This window comes from Bacillus sp. DTU_2020_1000418_1_SI_GHA_SEK_038, from assembly GCF_032341175.1.
GTDB lineage: Bacteria > Bacillota > Bacilli > Bacillales > Cytobacillaceae > Cytobacillus.
In genome coordinates this window covers 3,467,274-3,482,927 of record NZ_CP135435.1, presented here as the reverse complement: position 1 = coordinate 3,482,927, position 15,654 = coordinate 3,467,274, and the positions used below count along the sequence as shown (strand labels likewise).

General features: G+C 39.0%; 13 protein-coding genes, 1 pseudogene and 1 other annotated feature. Of the genes and pseudogenes, 12 read left to right on the top strand and 2 right to left on the bottom strand.

All coding sequences use genetic code 11. The features are described 5' to 3' along the window. Positions 1–118 precede the first annotated feature (118 nt). The 6 genes and pseudogenes from RRV45_RS17370 to RRV45_RS17345 all read left to right on the top strand — a co-directional run. Positions 119–730 (top strand): annotated as a pseudogene (locus tag RRV45_RS17370) (GntP family permease); the annotation flags it as partial. 98 nt (positions 731–828) lie between these two features. Continuing rightward, entirely contained in the window at positions 829–1,605 is a 777-nt protein-coding gene (locus RRV45_RS17365; protein WP_315665939.1) for a 3-hydroxybutyrate dehydrogenase, read from the top strand. Between the two features lie 301 nt (positions 1,606–1,906). After that, positions 1,907–2,127 (top strand) — a binding site (T-box leader). A 69-nt stretch (positions 2,128–2,196) separates the two neighbouring features. Then, the gene (gene leuS / locus RRV45_RS17360; RefSeq protein WP_315665938.1) at positions 2,197–4,617 is read left to right on the top strand and encodes a leucine--tRNA ligase; all 2,421 of its coding nucleotides are present in this window, start codon (positions 2,197–2,199) and stop codon (positions 4,615–4,617) included. 134 nt (positions 4,618–4,751) lie between these two features. Then, entirely contained in the window at positions 4,752–5,060 is a 309-nt protein-coding gene (locus RRV45_RS17355; RefSeq protein WP_410489305.1) for a rhodanese-like domain-containing protein, read from the top strand. Between the two features lie 215 nt (positions 5,061–5,275). Then, positions 5,276–5,959, top strand: coding sequence for a phosphoribosylaminoimidazolesuccinocarboxamide synthase (locus tag RRV45_RS17350; RefSeq protein ID WP_315665937.1), 684 nt, complete (start codon positions 5,276–5,278; stop codon positions 5,957–5,959). A 132-nt stretch (positions 5,960–6,091) separates the two neighbouring features. Further along, on the top strand, positions 6,092–6,274 hold the full coding sequence (locus RRV45_RS17345) for a sporulation protein Cse60 (protein WP_315665936.1): 183 nt from the start codon (positions 6,092–6,094) through the stop codon (positions 6,272–6,274). A 24-nt stretch (positions 6,275–6,298) separates the two neighbouring features. Here RRV45_RS17345 and RRV45_RS17340 read toward each other — a convergent pair whose 3' ends face one another. Continuing rightward, entirely contained in the window at positions 6,299–7,567 is a 1,269-nt protein-coding gene (locus RRV45_RS17340) for a BaiN/RdsA family NAD(P)/FAD-dependent oxidoreductase (protein ID WP_315665935.1), read from the bottom strand. Between the two features lie 244 nt (positions 7,568–7,811). On the opposite strand from RRV45_RS17340, the gene RRV45_RS17335 reads away from it, so the two are divergent. Next, a complete protein-coding gene (locus RRV45_RS17335; protein WP_315665934.1) occupies positions 7,812–9,428 on the top strand; it encodes a putative polysaccharide biosynthesis protein in 1,617 nt (538 codons plus the stop codon). A gap of 15 nt (positions 9,429–9,443) precedes the next feature. Continuing rightward, positions 9,444–10,163, top strand: coding sequence for a pseudouridine synthase (locus tag RRV45_RS17330; protein ID WP_315665933.1), 720 nt, complete (start codon positions 9,444–9,446; stop codon positions 10,161–10,163). Positions 10,164–10,202: 39 nt separating this feature from the next. Here RRV45_RS17330 and RRV45_RS17325 read toward each other — a convergent pair whose 3' ends face one another. Next, positions 10,203–10,424 carry a DeoR family transcriptional regulator gene (locus tag RRV45_RS17325; protein WP_315665932.1) on the bottom strand — a complete coding sequence of 74 codons (222 nt, stop codon included), beginning with the start codon at positions 10,422–10,424 and terminating at the stop codon, positions 10,203–10,205. Positions 10,425–10,850: 426 nt separating this feature from the next. Here RRV45_RS17325 and RRV45_RS17320 point away from each other — a divergent pair, with 426 nt between their 5' ends. From RRV45_RS17320 to pepV, 4 genes are all read left to right on the top strand, one after another. Further along, on the top strand, positions 10,851–12,125 hold the full coding sequence (locus tag RRV45_RS17320; RefSeq protein WP_315665931.1) for a M48 family metallopeptidase: 1,275 nt from the start codon (positions 10,851–10,853) through the stop codon (positions 12,123–12,125). Between the two features lie 98 nt (positions 12,126–12,223). Then, positions 12,224–12,937, top strand: a complete 714-nt coding sequence (locus RRV45_RS17315) for an ABC transporter ATP-binding protein (RefSeq protein WP_315665930.1) — start codon at positions 12,224–12,226, stop codon at positions 12,935–12,937. Further along, positions 12,930–14,123: an ABC transporter permease gene (locus tag RRV45_RS17310; protein ID WP_315665929.1), complete on the top strand. Its 1,194-nt coding sequence runs from the start codon at positions 12,930–12,932 to the stop codon at positions 14,121–14,123. Before RRV45_RS17315 ends, RRV45_RS17310 begins: the two co-directional genes overlap by 8 nt. Before the next feature lie 94 nt (positions 14,124–14,217). Next, the gene (gene pepV, locus RRV45_RS17305; protein ID WP_315665928.1) at positions 14,218–15,633 is read left to right on the top strand and encodes a dipeptidase PepV; all 1,416 of its coding nucleotides are present in this window, start codon (positions 14,218–14,220) and stop codon (positions 15,631–15,633) included. The last annotated feature ends 21 nt before the right edge of the window (positions 15,634–15,654 follow it).

The following is a 15,654-nucleotide window of genomic DNA, read 5'->3' as shown; positions in this document are numbered from 1 at the left end:
AATACATATGGAATTAAATTATCTAATAATTGTGATAAAATGAGGCCTAGGATGAATGATTATAAAATTTTTGTGAACATTTTTTCTGGAAATCTGGAACAGTTAATTAGTAGCTTGCCTTATGGGGATCGTACCATTAGTAGTCGTATTAATTATTTCATTCATTTTCCATGATTCATTGAAACAATCAGCACTTATTATTGCGTTATTAGGCGGAGTAATCGCAACGTATATATTAAACAGAAAATATTTCAAAAACTTTTGGAATGCAGTATCAGAGGGAACACTGGGTGCATTAATCGCAATTGGAAATACAGCTGCAGTCGTTGGATTTGGTGGAGTAGCAAAGGCAGTTCCTGCATTTACGACAGCTGTTGACTTTATGACAAGTATTCCAGGCAGTCCATTAATTGGTGGAGCAATCGCGGTCAGTGTCATTGCGGGTATGACAGGATCAGCTTCTGGAGGCCAAGCGATTGCCTTGCCGCTGTTGGCTCCGCACTATATGGATATGGGAGTTAACCCAGAGGCATTGCACAGAGTGGCTGCCATTTCCTCTGGAGCATTGGACTCTCTCCCTCATAATGGCTATGTTGTTACAACAGTCCGTGCCATTTGTGGTGAAACTCATCAGGATGCCTATTGGGGAGTTGGCGCATTAACCGTTATTGTTCCGACAATCGGAGTTGCGATTGCCATTATCTTATTCTCGCTAGGATTAGGAGTATAGCGGGGTCTAGGGGAGAGGTTCATTGTCCCTAAATGATATAGGGACAATCAGCCTGTCCTTCTGTCACACACTGTTTAGCAACTGAAAGGAGTCTCTTTATGGTTCAGGGAAAAGTAGTCTTTATAACAGGTGCAGCACAAGGAATCGGCATTGAGATTGGAAAGAAGTTTGGTGCAGCTGGAGCGAAAATTGTCTTAACTGATGTTCAAGAAGAACTGGTGAAGAAAGCGGCATCGGCATTGCAAAAAGAAGGATTTGAAGCAATTGGCCTGAAATGTGATGTGACGATAGAAAGTGAGATTCAATCATGCCTTCAGGAAACGGTACTGCATTATGGAAGATTAGATGTTCTATTAAATAATGCAGGCTTGCAGCATGTATCCTATATTGAGGATTTTCCAACCGAGAAATTTGAATTTATGATAAAAGTCATGCTCACGGCACCTTTTATTGCCATTAAACATGCTTTGCCAATTATGAAAAAGCAGCAATTTGGGAGAATTATTAATATGGCCTCTATCAATGGCCTTGTAGGATTTGCGGGAAAAGCGGCATACAATAGTGCGAAGCATGGAGTTATCGGCTTAACGAAAGTAGCAGCTTTGGAAACAGCAGCTCACGGCATTACAGTCAATGCGATTTGCCCCGGCTATGTTGATACAGCTCTTGTCCGAAATCAGCTAAATGATTTAGCAAAAACAAGAAAGGTCCCACTTGAAAAGGTGTTAGAGGAAGTAATTTTTCCATTAGTGCCTCAAAAAAGGCTTTTGTCTGTTGAAGAGATAGCGGATTATGCTATTTTCCTAGCAAGTGAATCTGCAAGAGGGGTGACTGGGCAGGCCATCGTGATTGATGGGGGATATACAGTTCAATAGATTATGAGGGGACAGTTGTGTGATGTCCCCTTTAATTTTTTTAAAATTCATTCACATATTCTTATTTCCCACATATCCTACATATTAAAATTTTCGAAATTAAGTATACCTTTCTTGAATTAGGGAATTGTCTAGCTCCAGTGCCTAGCCCCTCGAGGTCATAAGTCAATCTGACAAGAAGGTTAAAGAACAACCTTCCTGCCAGCTTGCCTTATGCTTGTCGGGGCTGACAAGGCACCTCCGCTTTTCGTATCTACTTGCATCTTGGCGGGAAATTTAATACAATAGCACTAATATATATTTATATGCTAAGAAAAGGAGCAGTAATGGATTGAACCTGATGGTAGAGAGTTGACGGGTGGTGCAAGTCAACCGGGGAAACCATGAACTCGCCTTTGAGCAGCAAGTGTGAACTGATAGTAATGCTTGCCGTACTCCGCGTTAAGGATAATGAAGCGAGTGACTTTGTCACTAATGTGGGTGGTACCGCGGGAGATTATACATAATCCTCTCGTCCCTTTATTGGGATGGGAGGTTTTTTCGATTTTTTTTCGAAATATTTCTATAATTTTCATTTAGGAGGAACATGTGATGAGCTTCAATCATCAAGAGATTGAGAAAAAGTGGCAAACGGTCTGGGAAGAAAGTAAAACGTTTAAGACGAGTGAAGATAAAGGAAAGCGCAAATTTTACGCACTTGATATGTTTCCATATCCATCTGGAGCTGGACTTCATGTCGGCCATCCAGAAGGATATACGGCAACGGATATCCTTTCGCGCATGAAGCGGATGCAAGGCTATAATGTCCTTCATCCGATGGGCTGGGATGCATTCGGTCTTCCTGCCGAGCAATACGCATTAGATACAGGAAACGATCCAGCTGAATTTACGGCAAAGAATATCAATACATTCCGCCGTCAAATTAAAGCACTAGGATTCTCTTATGATTGGGATCGTGAAGTGAATACGACTGATCCTGAGTATTATAAATGGACACAATGGATTTTCTTAAAGCTTTATGAAAAAGGTCTTGCTTATATTGATGAAGTAGCAGTGAACTGGTGCCCAGCACTTGGAACAGTTTTAGCAAACGAAGAAGTTATTGACGGTAAAAGTGAGCGCGGCGGCCATCCAGTTGAGCGCAGACCAATGAGACAATGGGTATTAAAAATAACTGCCTATGCAGATCGTTTACTTGAGGATCTTGATTTACTAGACTGGCCGGAAAGCCTTAAAGATATGCAGCGTAACTGGATCGGCCGTTCAGAAGGGGCAGAAGTAACCTTCCAAATTGAGGGTCATGAAGGAACATTTAAAGTATTTACGACTCGCCCTGATACGCTTTTTGGTGCAACCTATGCAGTACTTGCTCCAGAGCATGATTTAGTCGATGAAATTACGACTGAAGAGCAGCGTGCCGCAGTTCAAGGCTATTTAGATAAGGTTAAGATGAAAAGTGACCTTGAAAGAACAGATTTAGCAAAAGAAAAGACAGGTGTTTTCACAGGAGCCTATGCTGTTAACCCGGCAAATGGCGAAAAAATGCCAATTTGGATTGCAGATTATGTATTAGCAAGCTACGGTACCGGTGCTATTATGGCAGTACCTGCTCATGACGAACGCGACCATGAATTTGCAAAGCAATTTGGCTTGCCGATTGTAGAAGTTGTTGCTGGCGGAAATGTGGAGCAAGAGGCTTATGTTGGCGATGGTGAGCATGTTAATTCTGAATTCTTAAATGGCATGAATAAGGAAGAGGCTATTGCAAATATGATTGCATGGCTTGAAGAAAAAGGACTTGGCACAAAAAAGGTAACTTATCGCCTGCGCGATTGGTTATTTAGCCGCCAGCGCTATTGGGGAGAGCCGATTCCAATAATTCATTGGGAAGATGGCACAAGTTCAGCTGTCCCTGAAGACCAGCTTCCATTAATTCTTCCGAAAACAACTGAAATAAAGCCGTCAGGTACAGGTGAGTCACCGCTCGCCAATATTGAAGAGTGGGTAAATGTCGTTGACCCTGTTACAGGCAAAAAAGGCCGCAGGGAAACGAACACAATGCCGCAATGGGCGGGCAGCTGCTGGTATTACTTACGCTATATTGATCCGCATAATAGTGAAGCACTTGCGGATGCAGAAAAATTGAAGGAATGGCTTCCAGTTGATATTTATATCGGTGGAGCAGAGCATGCGGTTCTTCACCTTCTATATGCTCGTTTCTGGCATAAGGTATTATATGATATCGGTGTTGTTCATACGAAAGAACCATTTCAGAAGCTATTTAACCAAGGAATGATTCTTGGCGAAGGCAATGAAAAAATGAGTAAATCAAAAGGAAATGTTGTCAATCCTGATGATATCATTGAAAGTCACGGGGCAGATACTCTTCGTTTATATGAAATGTTTATGGGACCACTTGATGCATCTATTGCATGGTCTACGAATGGATTAGACGGATCTAGAAGATTCCTTGACCGTGTATGGCGCTTATTCATTGAAGAAAATGGAAGTCTAAATCCGAAAATTCAAGATAGCGAAGAAGCAAGCAATCTTGAAAAGGTTTATCACCAAACAGTGAAAAAGGTAACAGAGGACTATGAAGGTTTACGGTTCAATACGGCTATTTCTCAAATGATGGTATTTATTAATGAAGCCTATAAAACAACATCAGTTCTTCCGAAACACTTCATGGAGGGATTTGTTAAATTGCTTTCACCTATTACTCCTCATATTGCTGAAGAACTTTGGAGTAAGCTTGGCCATAGTGAAACAATTGCTTACGAGGCATGGCCAGCATTCGATGAAGCAAAGCTAGTCGATAATGAAATCGAAATTGTTATCCAAATTAACGGGAAAGTGAAAGCGAAATTACTTGTCCCATCAGATGCCCAAAAGGATGCACTTGAAAAAATCGCTATGGATGACCAAACCGTAAAAGAGCAAATCGATGGAAAAACTATACGCAAAGTCATCGCTGTTCCAGGAAAACTAGTAAATATTGTTGCTAATTAACGGGACATGGGGACAGGTTCTTGTCCAAGTTCCTTAAAGATAAAAAAAACATCCTCCGATTGCCTTTTTGGAGGATGTTTTTTAATATAAGCATAGGGGAAAAACTTAAGGTTGTGGAAGAAAGGGAGTTTTTGATGAGTATCGAGATTATAACTACGGAAGAATTAGAAGAAAAGCTAGCTGCTGGCGAAAAGCTAGAGCTTATTGATGTTAGAGAAGATGAAGAGGTTGCGCAAGGGATGATTCCTGGAGCTAAACATATCCGGATGATGACAATCCCTGAAAACCTGGACTATTTCGATAAAGAAAAAGAATACATCTTTATTTGCCGGTCAGGAAACCGCAGTCAAAATGTATGCCATTACATGCAGGACCAAGGCTACAAAGTCCGCAACATGGTTGGCGGCATGCTGGACTGGACAGGCGAGGTTGAATTTAAATAAAACGTGACTTTTTGGACAGGTTTGGTTGTTTTCCAAAAAGCTGTCCAAGAAACTTGGATTTCTAAACATTTCCTTACATTGTCTAAAACCTGCAATAGAGCGAGTTCGCCTCTGAATACGGGGGGTGAATTGTTTTTTAGAAAAATAAATGTTGATTCCTTTTTTAAGAATAACTTATAGTTAAAGACGTACAGAAGCTTTAAGGAGGACTAACAGTGAAACCTATTTATAAAGGCAAAACCAAAGATGTATATGCACTAGAGGATGGAAATTATTTATTAAAGTTTAAAGATGATGTAACAGGAGAAAATGGCGTATTTGATCCAGGTGCCAATACTGTAGGTTTAACACTGGAGGGAGCGGGCCGCGCGGGATTAAGCCTGACAAAATACTTTTTCGAAATATTAAAGGAAAGAGGAATTCCTACTCATTATATTGATGCGAACATTGAAGAGGCTACGATGACTGTGAAGCCTGCTACCGTTTTTGGCAATGGCCTTGAAGTTATTTGCCGCTATAAGGCAGTTGGAAGTTTCCTTCGCCGCTATGGGATGTACGCTGAGGAAGGACAAGCTCTTGATGCATTCGTTGAAGTAACGATTAAAGACGATGAACGCCAGGACCCTCCAATTAGTGAGGATGCACTTGATATGCTAGGAGTCCTTTCAAAAGCGGAATATGCTGTACTAAAGGACTTAACAAAGCAAATCGGCCAAGTGGTAAAAGATGAGCTGGCAAAAAAAGACATTGAATTATATGATATTAAATTCGAATTCGGCAGAGTTGGAGAAGATAAACAAATCGTTCTAATCGATGAAATCTCAGGCGGAAATATGAGAGCTTATAAAAATGGCGTCTATATTGAACCGCTCGAATTAGAAAAATTAATGTTAGTTTAATTAACAAGAGTGGCTGACCTATTGGTGTCAGCCACTTCTTTTTTGCCAGAAATATGAATATAAATTATTTTCTATTATAAAAACAGATAATTCTGTCAATAATGTTGAAAAATACAGAAAGGATGGATTCTCATGATTAAAGTGAAGTTATTCGACCATGAACATGAGAAGGATCTTGAACTTGAGATGAATCGATTCTTAGAAAGAATCGAAGAGAAAAAACTGCTAGATATTAAGTACAATATTGCAGCTATTCACGAGGATGAAGATGAGCAAGTTTATTGTTTCTCAGCGATGATTATTTATAGAGCCTGATTAAGACACAGGCTCTAATAATTTTTAAGAGAGTTTTACAGTCAATGCTGCATTCGTGCCGGCAAGCCTCCCGGTAACGAGTGCAGATGTAATATTATATCCGCCTGTATAGCCGTGTATATCTAGTATTTCACCGCAAAAATACAATCCGTTCGTAAATTTAGAACCCATTGTTTTCGGGTCAACCTCTTTTACAGAAACTCCACCACCAGTAACAAATGCCTTATCTAATGGAAGGGTGCCATTGACTGCAATTTGAAACGATTTACAGCTTTTCACAAAGCTCCTTACCTTCTCATTGGAAATATTAGCTCCCTGTGCAGAAGGATCAATCCCGCTCCTTTCCAGCAAGAAAAGCAGATATCTTTCAGGAAGAAGCCCCTTTAAAAGGTTTTTTATGCTTTTTTTCGGTTCTGCCTTCAAATCTTTTAGAATTTCCTGATATAAAGGCTCTTCTTTTTTTTCTGGGAGGGCATCGATGCTCATGGTGACCTCTTTCAAATTCCACTTTTTCATCGCCTTCACAACGAATTGACTGCATCTGAGAACTGCTGGTCCACTAACGCCAAAGTGGGTAAAAATCATATCCATTTTATGAGTAATTAATGCTTTTCCTTTAGGATTTAACACACTTAATGCAACGCTGCGAAGAGACAGCCCTTGCAGAGATTTATCCTTAATAAATGGCTCTGCCGAAGTAACAGGGACCTCTGTCGGAAATAACTCAGTAATCGTATGCCCCGCTTTTTCAGCCCACGCATATCCGTCTCCAGTTGAACCTGTATGGGGCACGGATTTTCCACCAACCGCCATCACGACTGCGTCTGCCTCGTAGGTTTCGCCGCTTCTAAGCTCCACCGCCTTTACGGAACCATCTGAATAATGGACATCTTTAACAGGACTGTTTGTTTTTATATCTACCCTTAATTCGCGTAGTTTTGAAAGTAAAGCATCGACAACGGATTGCGCTTTGTCTGTCACAGGAAACATCCGCCCGTGATCCTCTTCCTTTAGCTTAATGTCCAGATTCTCGAAAAACTTAATAATATCTTCGTTGCTAAAAAGAGAAAAGGCACTGTATAAAAAGCGTCCATTTCCTGGAATATGTTTAATAATCTCATCAATCGGAAGTCGGTTTGTTACATTACATCTTCCGCCGCCTGAAATGGCAAGCTTTCTTCCAAGCTTGTCCCCTTTATCGATAAGCAGCACTTTAGCCTTCTGTTCAGCAGCACCAATCGCAGCCATTAAGCCGGACGGTCCGCCGCCAATCACAATTACATCATATTTCATTTGTTCACCAACTTAACCTTCAGACTTAAAATCTTATTCATTATATACGAAATGTGGGCAGTTTCATAACCCTACAACAATAGGGACTTATTTGCGAAAAATTTTTGCCATAAACTATCTCTAGGTAGCAATCCTTCTTAAAGAAGAGTAAACTACAAATAGTGTGCAAAAATTATTTTGCGCTTTTTCTATTGTCTAGCATCAGCGCTTAGGCTTTTTCTTTTAAAGGAAGGGATTATTATTTATGTCATCTAAGCTTTTAAGGGGAACGTTTATTTTAACATTAGGTACGATGATATCAAAAATGCTTGGGTTATTTTATGTCATTCCCTTTTATCATATTGTGGGAAGCAGCGGACAGGCATTATATGCTTTCTCATACATTCCATACACCATATTTATAAGTATTGCAACAGCTGGGGTTCCGTTAGCGGTTTCTAAATACATATCCAAATATAATGCACTTGAAGAATACGCTGTCGGGAGAAAGCTTTTTAAATCTGGGCTCATAATTATGCTGTGCACAGGTATAATGTCTTTTCTTGCATTATATTTTCTAGCCCCATATATAGCAGCAATGAGTACAAATTCAAATGTAGGTTCAGATATTGAGGATGTAACAACTGTTATTCGGGCAGTGAGTTTTGCCCTTATTTTAGTACCAATTATGAGTTTAATTCGCGGCTTTTTTCAAGGGCATCAATCAATGGGACCTTCAGCTGTTTCACAAGTAATTGAACAGATTGTTCGAATTACATTTGTACTTGCAGGTGCTTATATTGTTATGCACTTTATGAATGGAACGATTTCTCAGGCCGTCAGTGTAGCAACATTTGCTGCCTTTATTGGGGCGGTTGGGGGATTATTCAGTTTAATTTGGTATTGGTATAAACGAAGAGTGTATTTAAATGAATTGCTCTTACATGATAAGGGTACAATGAATATTTCTCTAACAGAGATGTATAAAGAAATTGTAGTTTACGCAGCACCCTTCGTTTTTGTTGGAATTGCAAACCCGCTCTTTCAATTTATTGATCAGTTTACGTTTATTAAAACGATGCAATCGATTGGGTATGATGATGATTCCGCTAGAGATGCTTTTGCTGTGATAACTATGCAAACACATAAGCTTGTCATTATTCCAGTTGCATTAGCAACTGCCTTTTCACTTACATTGGTTCCCTCTATTACAAAAGCATTTGTGAATGAGGACCGTACGAGTTTAAATCATCAATTAAATCAAGCTTTTCAAGTCGTCTTATTTTTGACGCTTCCGGCAGTTGTCGGCCTTTCGATGTTAGCAGAACCTATTTTTACATTATTTTATGAGCATAGCGAACTAGGAACAGAAGTATTAAGAACCTATGCCCCAGTTGCTGTACTGTTTGCTTTTTTCTTAGTAACTGCAGCGATTTTACAAGGGATTAATGAACAGCGTTTCACTGTATTAAGCTTGCTTGTAGGATTATTAATAAAATTAAGCTTAAATATTCCGCTTATTAAGCTAATGGAAACGGAAGGCGCGATTATTGCAACAGCCATTGGCTATGCAGCGGCGATATTAATTAATTTATTCGTGATCAAAACTTTTGCTGGGTATCCATTCAAGCTCGTGTTCAGAAGAAGCTTGTTAATCGTCCTGTTTACACTTGTTATGTTTATCGGCACAGGAATTGTCTATAAACTTCTTACTTTATTTTTATCGCCAGCATCAAACTTGTCTGCTTTAATTATTGTCATTATTAGTGCAGCAGCTGGTGCAGGCATCTACTTCTATTTAAGTGTAAAAACAAGATTAATTTATTTCTTATTAGGGGAAAAGGTTGATCGTATTTTAAGAAAGCTAAGACTAAAAGCTTAAAATGGAGGTGAGCATATGCGTATCGATAAAATGCTAGCCAATTTAGGCTACGGAAGCAGAAAGGATGTTAAGAAGCTGCTTAAAGATGGGGTTGTTGAGGTGAATGATCAAAAAGTGAAGGACCCTAAACAACATGTTGACCCATATAAAGATATGGTAACGATAAACGGAGAAGTTGTAGAATACAAGGAATTCATTTATTTAATGCTGAATAAGCCTCAAGGCGTCATCTCGGCAACCGAAGATTCTGAGCATGAAACGGTTTTAGATTTATTAGAAATGGAGGATCTCGTATTCTCGCCTTTTCCGGTCGGGCGTCTCGATAAAGATACAGAGGGCCTTCTGCTGCTAACAAATGATGGGCAGCTGGCCCATCGCCTTCTTTCGCCAAAAAAACATGTTCCGAAAACTTATTTTGCTGTTATTAATAGTGAAGTTACGGAAGATGATGTTGTTGCTTTTAAAAAGGGGGTAATCCTAGATGACGGATACGAAACGAAACCTGGGGACCTAAAAATACTTAAGTCTGGAATGACTTCCGATATTGAGCTTACGATCACTGAAGGAAAATTTCATCAAGTCAAAAGGATGTTTGAAGCTGTGGGGAAGCGGGTTATGTATTTACAAAGGCTCTCCATGGGGCCGCTCAAGCTGGATGAATCATTGGAACTTGGAGAATATCGGGAATTAACAGATGAGGAAATTACGCAGCTAATGGAATACGAAGTCAAATAAAAATCGCCATTGATAGGCGATTTTTTTATGTGCATTATATTAGGATGACAATTTCACTTTTCGTTTAGTCGTTGTCCATTTTCCACGAGTTGGACTTTTGACAAGGTCGTTATAAACAAGAACATTTAGATCTCTTTGAATGGTGCGAGGAGTAATACCAAATTCCTCTACAAGCTCTTGAGTTGTTACAGTTCCGCGCTTATTAATAAACATGTAGACGGATTTGATACGGTTTAACATCCGGTTAGTTGAAGGTTTCAAAGAACCACTCCCTATCCTTTTTTCAAACCAATGGCAATTACCTGCAACCGACAGCTTCGTTTGAAGAAACATGTCCTTCAAGCAAATGTAGTTTTCTTTTCCGCAGCCATCTCCTTTTCATTAACATTTTTCCAAAATATCATCCTTTACATTCATTGTACCCGTATTTTTTGATAATTTCTACTTTATTACAAAATTTACGAAAGATTAATAAATCCGCCCCTCTCCTATCATTATTACTATACCTTATGGCATTATGGGTTTGTCCTATGTTTAGAAAATTCGAAATGGTATTAACTTCCCGTTTCCTGTCAGTTTAAATTCCTATATAATCAAAGCTTGTGGGAAAGGAATTTGTATTTAATTCCTCAAAAATTTAATGGGACAATGAACCTGACTCCATGTCCAAGAAAGGATGGAAGGCATTTGCAAGAACAAGCTTTGCGGGATCAATTGGTGTATCCGAAAGAAAATATATATTTTGCCTTTGTTGCATTATTTAGTATTCTCGCGTATATCTTTTTAGCATTTTCGATTGTTGGAATTCTATTTATTCTCATTCTTATTCTCCTATCTGTTGTGCTCCATGGAATTATGATAGGCGGCATTAGACGGAACGGTGTAAAAATTAGTGAGAATCAATTTCCTGAGCTTTATGAAAAGGCTGTAATGACAGCAAAGGATATGGGACTTACAGTGATGCCTGATATTTATGTTATTGAATCGGAAGGAGTCTTAAATGCCTTCGCAACCCGTTTCTTTAGAAAAAATATGGTCGTTCTTTACTCTGGAATATTCGAATTAATAGAAAGAAGTGCTGAAAAGGAAGTTTTATTTGTCCTTGCACATGAGTTTGCCCATTTAAAAAGGAAGCATGTAATCATTAGCTTTCTGCTTTTGCCGGCGATGTGGGTTCCTTTTCTAGGAAATGCGTATTTAAGAGCCTGTGAATATACTTGTGACCGTTATGCGGCTTTTTACATTCAGTCATTAGATGCGGCAAAGGATGCTTTAACGATGCTTGCGATCGGCAAAGAATTATATTCAAAGGTCAATAAGCAGGCCTATATGGAACAGCTTCAAACGGAACATGGCTTTTTTGTCTGGCTAAATGAGAAATTATCCACGCACCCTCATTTGCCTAAGAGAATTTATGCTTTATCCCGTTTTTTCTCTCAGGATTCAACTGATGAGTTAAAGGAACCTAAGGGTAAGGTATGGGTAGGTATAGTCGGTGCAGGTGTGGCTGTTATCATTTTGTCCGCATGTATTTTTGTCGGAATGAAAGCAATCGAGAAAATGGATTTTTGGTCTGAAATGGCATCAGGAATTGAAGGGGCTACCCCTCTCATGAATGCTGCAAGTGAAAATGATACAGATACCATTCAATCACTAGTAGCGGATGGAGTGGAAATCGATGCTCAGGATTCAGAAGGTTCAACGGCACTTCATTGGGCTGTATATAATGGAAGCCTTGAAGCCGCTGAAATGCTTCTAGAACATGGAGCCGACCCGAATATAATTGATACCTATGAATCTAGCGCGCTTATTAATGCAGTATATAATGATGATGTCGCAATGGCTGAGCTGCTGTTACGAAATGGAGCAGATCCTAGTTATCAGGATTCAGAGGGCTATACAGCCTATGATTATGCGGTTGATTTTGACAGCGAAGACTTAATCAAACTTTTAAAACAATAAATTTCGAAACTGCTCTTCATTCGGAGAGCAGTTTTTGTTATGTTAATAAGAAACTTTTTCCATTAATAATTCGTACTAAATTAATGGGAGGAGAAAGAATGAACCTATTAAACGTAGATATAAAACAGGCAGGCTATGAAAAGGATCAAGCGATCATATATAATATTCAATTTGACGTTGGAGCGGGGGAACTTATCGGGCTTATTGGTCCGAATGGAGCAGGGAAGAGTACTACTATCAAGGCGATTCTTGGGTTACTGGAGAATATAAAGGGAGAGGTAGCCTTCCAGCAAGGAGCTAAATATTCATATATTCCAGAAAGGCCACTCTTTTATGACGAGTTAACCTTATGGGAGCATTTAGACTTTATTGCATCTGTGGAAGGTTTACATGATAAAAAGTATCAAGATCAGGCAAGGGAATTACTAGCGCAATATAAATTGGCTGAACATGCCCATGAGTTTCCTGGTAAATACTCCAAGGGAATGCAGCAAAAGGCTATGTTAATCTTATCTATGATTTCAAATCCAGATGTATATATCATAGATGAGCCCTTTATTGGATTGGATCCAAATGCAATGAAGCTTTTTCTTGAATCGATTCAGCGTGAACGTGAAAGAGGAGCAGGGATTCTTATGTCTACCCATGTTTTGGATACTGCTGAGAAGATATGTGACCGTTTTTTAATCATCCATAAGGGGGAGTTCCGAGCGGCCGGGACTTTAGATGAAATTAGAACTCAATGTCATCTTCCTAATGGGTCACTCTATGATTGCTTTCATTTAATTGCGGAAGGTCATGAAGATGAATAGCTGGAACATATTTGCAGATCGGTTAGTAAGAGGATGGAAATATCAATATGGTGTCATCCGGTCGATTGCCGATTGGACGATCATCCTTTACTTAATTATCCCGGCAAATGCAATCTTTTTTATAATGTACCGCACATGGTGGCTAGAAACCCCTGATTGGATTGAAAATATTCCATTATTTTTACTGTTTTTCGTCCTTTATTTATTTTCATGGAGCGGCAACATTCGTACGTTCGTACAGGAAGCAGACAAAGTATTTTTAATAAAATTTCAGCCAATCTTCCTTGGAATGAAAAAATGGGGTTATGCCTATTCAATAATTACAGGGATAATGCAAATAGCCATTTCCATCTTTGTTTTTCTTCCCTTTTTAAGAAAACATTATCTTCTAGATTGGCAGCATATTATAACGCTATTCATTTTCCTTGTAGCGTTGAATACAACCATTTTGCTTCTAAAGCACTTAATGAGAAAAATAGAGACAAGGCTAAAAAGGATTGCGGCCATATTTCTATTATTCATTCTTTTAAGCTGGTTTAGTCAATTCATATTTTCACTTTGGGTAAAAGGTTTGCTTTATCCAATCTATATGTGCAGTGCCTTTTTAATGATTATTTCTATTTATCAAAGCTTGCGGTCGATCAAAAAAATATCGTCTATCGATCACGATATTTCCCTGGGAAATGAAGCGAAAATGAAGAATATAGACTTAATCTTTAAACTTTCACATGATATAGAAAAGCCGGTAATCGTATCTAAAAGAACAAAACCCCTTCTATTCCGCCGTTCAAAACGCATTTTTAATAAACGGGAAGGGATTAACGGGTTTCTTGAGCTGTTCATAAAAATCTTTATTAGAAACTATTCATATGTAGGGGGATATTTACAAATCCTATCCGTGACAACAGCAGCAATCGTCATAATCCCGCCTTTTTGGATAAAATTCCTTATTTTCATAGGCTTTCTTATAATGATGTATTCATGGCTTTCATTAGTTTGGGACAGAATTACGGGTTCCAATCCGATCAGCAAGAAATACAGTGAAAGTACCTTTTATTTTGCTGCGAGAAAAAGGGCAGTTACAGTTCTCCTCATTTTGGCAATTTTAATTTTAGGAATATTTATAACTTGTTGGCTTGTGATATTATCACAATTTGGATTTCGACCAGGGATGCTTAGTCGTTAATTCCACAAGTGTGTTCTATTAAAAAGAGAGATATAATAAAACAGAAATTATACAATGATACATATTCTTAGCAAAAAACAGAGGAGGAAATGCTATGAGTTCAATTAATTGGCAGCAGGAAGTCGAAAACAGAAAAGAAGCTCTGCTCGAGGACACAAAAAAGCTGTTACAAATAAAAAGTGTGTTAGATGAAGAAAACTCAACAGAGGAAGCTCCTTTAGGTGAAGGAGTAAAGGAAGCACTTAACTTTATGCTGAAGCTTGGTGCGGAGGATGGATTTACTTCAAAAAATGTCGGCAATCTTGCCGGCCATTTAGAATTTGGCCAAGGGGAAGAAATAGTCGGGATTCTCTGCCATGTCGATGTTGTGCCTGAAGGAGACGGCTGGTCGAGTGATCCATATGGCGCAGAAATTCGTGAAGGAAAAATGTATGCAAGGGGAGCAATTGATGATAAAGGGCCAACGATGGCAGCTTATTATGCGATGAGAATTGTGAAGGATCTCGGGCTCCCGTTGAATAAACGAGTACGTATGATTATCGGCACAGATGAAGAAAGTGATTGGCGCTGTGTTGAGCATTATTTCGAGCATGAAGAAATGCCAACGATGGGCTTTGCCCCAGATGCTGATTTCCCGATTATTTATGCAGAGAAAGGGATTTCTGACTTTGACTTAGTTCAAGGATCTGCGAAGATTCAAGAAAAGGATTTTCAAGTGGAAGTGTTAAGCTTCCTATCAGGAAGAAGATATAATATGGTCCCCGATTTTGCAAAGGCTGCTCTAGACGTTCAATACGAATCAACAGAAGTCATTCAAAAATATACCCGCTTTCTAAATCAGTATGAGCTAAAAGGGAAGTATTACATCGATAATGGTGAATTAATATTGGAAACAGAAGGAGTTTCTGCCCATGGTATGGAACCTGACTACGGGAAAAATGCGGGTCTTTATTTGGCTGAGTTTCTTACACAATTGAATATAGACTCAAAGTCAGGGGAATTCTTCAAATTTGTATCTGCATATTTTTGGGATGATTCTCGGGGCCGTAAGCTTGGGATCGAATACAGGGATGATATTACAGGAGATTTAACAATTAACGTAGGGAAGCTTATCTATTCTAAGCAGGAGGGCGGAAGACTAGGTCTAAATCTGCGCTATCCGGTAACAAACAAAATAGAGGAAACAAAGGACAAGCTTGAAAGCGTTCTTATGGAAAAAAACTTTTTAATACAGAATTTTACAAATTCTAAGCCCCACCATGTGGATGAGAATGACTTCTTAATACAGACATTAAAAAAGGTATACGAAGAGCAGACAGGCTCGAGAGCTGAGCTTCTTTCAATCGGGGGCGGCACATATGCCCGTTCCTTAAAATCTGGTGTTGCATTTGGACCGTTATTCCCCGGAAGAGAAGATGTAGCTCATCAAAAGGATGAATATGTTTATATTGAAGATATGTTAAGAGCAACTGCGATATATGCAGAGGCTATATATGAGCTTGCCAAGTAAGGGAAATCTTTGTTAAAATTG

Bases quoted from the DNA above. Each gene is read 5' to 3' on its own strand.
- RRV45_RS17310 (WP_315665929.1), top strand. From the start codon at position 12,930: ATGAATAGCTGGAACATATTTGCAGATCGGTTAGTAAGAGGATGGAAA.
- pepV (WP_315665928.1), top strand. From the start codon at position 14,218: ATGAGTTCAATTAATTGGCAGCAGGAAGTCGAAAACAGAAAAGAAGCT.
- RRV45_RS17330 (WP_315665933.1), top strand. From the start codon at position 9,444: ATGCGTATCGATAAAATGCTAGCCAATTTAGGCTACGGAAGCAGAAAG.
- RRV45_RS17315 (WP_315665930.1), top strand. From the start codon at position 12,224: ATGAACCTATTAAACGTAGATATAAAACAGGCAGGCTATGAAAAGGAT.
- RRV45_RS17355 (WP_410489305.1), top strand. From the start codon at position 4,752: ATGAGTATCGAGATTATAACTACGGAAGAATTAGAAGAAAAGCTAGCT.
- RRV45_RS17365 (WP_315665939.1), top strand. From the start codon at position 829: ATGGTTCAGGGAAAAGTAGTCTTTATAACAGGTGCAGCACAAGGAATC.
- RRV45_RS17335 (WP_315665934.1), top strand. From the start codon at position 7,812: ATGTCATCTAAGCTTTTAAGGGGAACGTTTATTTTAACATTAGGTACG.
- RRV45_RS17345 (WP_315665936.1), top strand. From the start codon at position 6,092: ATGATTAAAGTGAAGTTATTCGACCATGAACATGAGAAGGATCTTGAA.
- leuS (WP_315665938.1), top strand. From the start codon at position 2,197: ATGAGCTTCAATCATCAAGAGATTGAGAAAAAGTGGCAAACGGTCTGG.
- RRV45_RS17340 (WP_315665935.1), bottom strand. From the start codon at position 7,567: ATGAAATATGATGTAATTGTGATTGGCGGCGGACCGTCCGGCTTAATG.